This window comes from Streptomyces prasinopilosus, assembly GCF_001419695.1.
Classification (GTDB): domain Bacteria; phylum Actinomycetota; class Actinomycetes; order Streptomycetales; family Streptomycetaceae; genus Streptomyces; species Streptomyces prasinopilosus.
The window spans coordinates 1-4,828 of the sequence record NZ_LIRG01000557.1 but is presented as its reverse complement, the minus strand read 5'-3'; the positions used below and the strand labels follow the sequence as shown (position 1 = coordinate 4,828).

Below are 4,828 nucleotides of genomic sequence, written 5' to 3'. Positions count from 1 at the left end.
GCGGGGTCGCGGGGCCCTCCGTCCGCCCCCGCCGTGGGCCCCGCCGCCCCGGCCGCGCGGTCGCGGTCGCGGATGCCGCCGGAGTGGCGGGCGGCGGGGCCGTGGCCCCACCGGGACCCCCGGGGTCCACCGGGACCCCCGGAGCCCGCCACTCCGGCGGCATCCGCGACCGCGACCGCGCGGCCGGGGCGGCGGCGCCCACGGCGGGGGCGGACGGAGGGCCCCGCGACCCCGCGCGGGCGCCCGCGAGCACCCCGTGCGGGCACCCGCGGGCGGCCGGACCGGCGGCGCCGGCGCGAGGGCGCACGGACACGGGTGTGTGCCGCGGATATAAGTTGGTGACGTATGCCCCGCTTTGGCGGGCGGCACGCGGCCGCGTCCGGGGCGCCCGCCAAGGCAAGCCTCAGCGATTCAGATCACCCCGCACCCGACTACAGTGCGACCGGGGTTGGGGGTAGTCTCGGACGGACTGTATAAGTTACCGCTTAGTAATGTCGGGAATCCCGTGGCAGGAGCCCCCGACCAAACCCTCGCAGGCCCGAGGAGCCCCCATGCAACTCGCCGCGATCATCGTGTCGCTGGTCCTGGCCGTGGTCGGCGCTGCCCTGCTCGCACGCGCGATCGGCCAGTTCGTCCGGTACTTCAAACTGGGCCAGCCGGTTCCGGCCGGCACCCGGACCGACAATCCCTACCGGCGCAGCGTGACCCTGGTGCGGGAGTTCCTCGGCCACACGCGCATGAACAAGTGGGGCGTCGTCGGCATCGCCCACTGGTTCGTGGCCGTCGGCTTCCTGACGCTGCCGCCGACCCTGGCCCAGGCGTTCGGCCAGCTCTTCCAGGCCGACTGGGTGCTCCCGGTCATCGGCGGCTTCCTGCCGTTCGAGATGTACATCGAGTTCATCGGCGTGATGACCGTGCTCGGCATCGCCGTGCTGATCGCCATCCGCCTGCTGAACCTGCCGTCGCGCCCGGGCCGCAAGTCCCGCTTCGCCGGCTCCAAGTCGGGTCAGGCGTACTTCGTCGAGTACGTCATCCTCACCATCGGCCTCGCCATCTACGTGCTGCGCGGCCTCGAGGGCGCGCTGCACCACGTGGACGGCTACGAGGCGGCGTACTTCGCCTCGTACCCGCTGGTGCTCGCCTTCCAGAACCTCGACGTCGGCACGCTGCAGAACCTGGTCTACCTGGTCGCCATGATCAAGATCGGGACCTCGTTCGTGTGGATGATCGTGGTCTCGCTCAACACGAACATGGGCGTGGCCTGGCACCGCTTCCTCGCCTTCCCGAACATCTGGTTCAAGCGCGAGGCCGACGGCGACGTCGCCCTCGGCGGCCTGCAGCCGATGACCTCGGGCGGCAAGCCGATCGACTTCAGCGATCCCGGTGACGACGACGTCTTCGGCGTCTCCCAGGTCGAGCAGTTCTCCTGGAAGGGCCTGCTGGACTTCTCCACCTGCACCGAGTGCGGGCGCTGCCAGTCGCAGTGCCCCGCCTGGAACACCGGCAAGCCGCTCTCCCCCAAGCTGCTGATCATGTCGCTGCGCGACCACGCGCACGCCAAGGCCCCGTACCTGCTGGCCGGCGGCGGCAAGACCATGGAGGGCGAGGAGAAGGCCCCGGCCGAGGCCCTGAAGGACGTGCCCGCCGCGGCGCTGGCCGAGGCCGAGCGGCCGCTGATCGGCACCCTCGAGGAGAACGGCGTCATCGACCCGGACGTCCTGTGGTCCTGCACCACCTGCGGCGCCTGCGTCGAGCAGTGCCCGGTCGACATCGAGCACGTCGACCACATCGTCGACATGCGCCGCTACCAGGTCATGATCGAGTCCAGCTTCCCCTCGGAGGCGGGCACGATGCTCAAGAACCTGGAGAAGAAGGGCAACCCCTGGGGCCTGGCCAAGAAGCAGCGCCTGGAGTGGCTCAAGGAGCTCGACTTCGAGGTCCCGGTCGTCGGCAAGGACATCGAGGACCTCACCGAGGTCGAGTACCTGTACTGGGTCGGCTGCGCCGGCGCCCTCGAGGACCGCGCCAAGAAGACCACCAAGGCCTTCGCCGAGCTGCTGCACATCGCGGGCGTCAAGTTCGCGATCATGGGCGGCGACGAGAAGTGCACCGGTGACTCCGCCCGCCGCCTCGGCAACGAGCCCCTGTTCCAGGAGCTCGGCATGGAGAACGTCATGTCGCTGAACATGGCCTTCGGCGAGGAGACGGACGACGAGGGCAACGTCACCGAGGAGTCGAAGAAGCCCAAGTCGGCGAAGAAGATCGTCGCCACCTGCCCGCACTGCCTCAACACCCTCGGCAACGAGTACCCGCAGCTCGGCGGCGACTACGAGGTCATCCACCACACCCAGCTGCTCCAGCACCTCATCGACGAGGGCAAGCTGATCCCGGTCACCCCGGTCGAGGGCCTCATCACCTACCACGACCCGTGCTACCTGGGCCGGCACAACAAGATCTACACGCCTCCGCGCGAGATCATCGCCAACGTCCCGGGCCTGCGCAACGAGGAGATGCACCGCCACAAGGAGCGCGGCTTCTGCTGCGGCGCCGGCGGTGCGCGGATGTGGATGGAGGAGCGGATCGGCAAGCGCATCAACGACGAACGCGTCGACGAGGCCCTCGCCCTGAACCCCGACATCGTCTCCACCGCCTGCCCGTTCTGCCTGGTCATGCTGACCGACTCGGTCAACGGCAAGAAGAACGACGGCAAGGCCAAGGAGTCCATCCAGGTCGTCGACGTCGCGCAGCTCCTGCTGGAGTCCGTCAAGACGCCGCTCGATCCCGCCGGCGAGGCGGAGAGCGAGAACACCCCGGAGCCCGAGCCGGTGAAGTGACCGGCCCGTCCCTCCTCCAGCGCCCCGTCCCGGCCCCGGCCGGCGGCGGGGCGCTGTCGTGCGCGGCCGGCGGCGGGACCGGCCCGGGGGCCCGGCGGCGGGGCCGGCCCGTGCCGGGTCAGCCCGTCCCGGCCGGCGCGCCGGGCCGGACGGGCGGCAGGACCGCGGTGAGTTCGGTGCGGCGGCGGATGCCGAGTTTGCGGTAGCAGGCCGTCAGGTGGGTCTCCACCGTGCGCCGGGCGAGGTGCAGCAGGGCGGCTATCTCCGCGTTCGTCCGGCCCTCGGCGGCCAGGCCGGCGACGCGGCGCTCGCTGTCGGTGAGCGCGGCGGGACCGGTCCGCGGGGCGCCCGCGCGCCGGGCACCGCCCTCGCGGAGCAGCCCCTCGGCGACGGTGCGCAGCCGGACCGCGCCGAGCCGTTCGGCGCGGTCCGCCGCCTCGCGCAGCGGCTCGCGGGCGCGGGCACGCTCCCCCGAGGCGGCCAGCCGGCGGCCGTGGGAGACCAGGGCCTCGATCAGCTCCGTCCCGACCGGTCCCTCGCGCAGCACCTCGACCGCGCGGCCGGTGAGTTCCAGGCCGCGCCGGCCGCCGGTCGCCTCGCCCAGCACGCGCAGCGCGCGGCCCAGGACGCGCGGGGTACGCCACACCTCGGCGAGCCGCAGTTCCTCCTCGGCGAGGGCCAGCGCCTCCCGCGGCCGGCCGAGCGCCAGCCGGCACTCGGCGGCGCCGACGCGCCAGGGGGCGACCACGGACCTGACCGCCTCGTGGGCCGCCTGGCGCCGTCCGCACTCCAGGAAGTCCTCCAGCGCGGCCGCCGGGTCCCCGGCGGCCGCGCGCAGCACCCCCCGCGCGTACAGGAAGCGGTGCGTCCTCCAGGAGTCCGGTGCGATCCGCGGGTCGAAGCCGTCCGCGAGGCGGGCGGCCTCCTCCAGCCGGCCCGTCTCCACCAGCGCGATCACGGCCTGCGTGTGCGCGCTGGCCGGTCCGGGGCCGGGCAGGCCGGTCGCGGGCGGCCGGGCCCGCGGGGCGGCGAGCACGGTGGCGAAGTCCGCGCGGGCCGCCGCGAGGTCCACGCGCACGTCGAGCAGGACGTGGTGCATGGGGTGCAGCAGGAGGGGCCCCAGGGTGTCCAGGGCGCGCCGCACCAGGCGTTCGGCCTCGTCGAGTTCGTCGGCCCACTGGGCCACCACGGCGGCCGTGGTGAGCAGGAACGGCTCGGCGAGCGGATCGGCCGGCTCCTCGAGGAGGCCGCGGATCCGGGCCGTCGCGTCCCGGGAGGAGATCAGGCCGGCCGTCGCCTCGTACCGGACGATCAGTGCCTGGTGGGCGGCGCCGAGCAGGTCCGGGGAGTCCCCGTCGGGCCCGTGCAGCCGCCGGTACTCCTCGCGCAGGGCGCCCAGTTCGTGGTCCGACATCAGGACGGCGACGGCGCGCAGCGTGCGCACCAGGTCCGGGTGGTCCGTCAGCCGGGCCTCCTCCGTGCGGAGCATGCGCAGCGCCGCCGGGGTCTCCCCGCTGCGGGCGAGCGCCGTGGCCAGGGCCACCATCGCCCGCACCAGGTCCCGGGAGTCGCCCGGGAGCCGTACGGCCTCGGTGAGCCGGGCGATGCCGCCGGCCGGGTGCTCGGCGCACTCCAGGGAGCCCAGCTGGATGAGGACGCCGGCCCGGCGGCCGGACTCCATCGGCTCGTCCAGGGCGCGCCGCAGGAACGTCACGGCGGTCCGTGCGCGGCCGGCGCGGACCTCGGCGGCGGCCGCCTGGACCAGGACGTCGACGGCCCACGGCTCGGCCACCACGGAGGCGCGCGCCAGGTGCCCGGCCACCACGGCGACGCCGGCGCCCCGGCGCATCAGCTCCTCGGCGGCGGTGCGGTGGGCGGCCCTGCGCCGGCCGCTGGTCCAGCCGCTCAGCACCGCGTCGCGCAGCAGCGGATGGGCGTACCGGGCCAGTCCGTCCGCGTCCTGGCACAGCAGTCCCAGGCGGGTCATCGCGGTG

At 74.0% G+C, this 4,828-nt stretch carries 2 protein-coding genes; one reads left to right on the top strand and one right to left on the bottom strand.

The window, feature by feature from the left end:
• The first annotated feature begins 551 nt into the window (after window positions 1-551).
• A complete protein-coding gene (locus AOK18_RS21980) occupies window positions 552-2,834 on the top strand; it encodes a (Fe-S)-binding protein (protein WP_055573532.1) in 2,283 nt (760 codons plus the stop codon).
• Between the two features lie 118 nt (window positions 2,835-2,952).
• Here AOK18_RS21980 and AOK18_RS21975 read toward each other — a convergent pair.
• A partial coding sequence (locus AOK18_RS21975) for a helix-turn-helix transcriptional regulator (protein WP_167738724.1) occupies window positions 2,953-4,828 on the bottom strand: 1,876 nt, incomplete at its 5' end.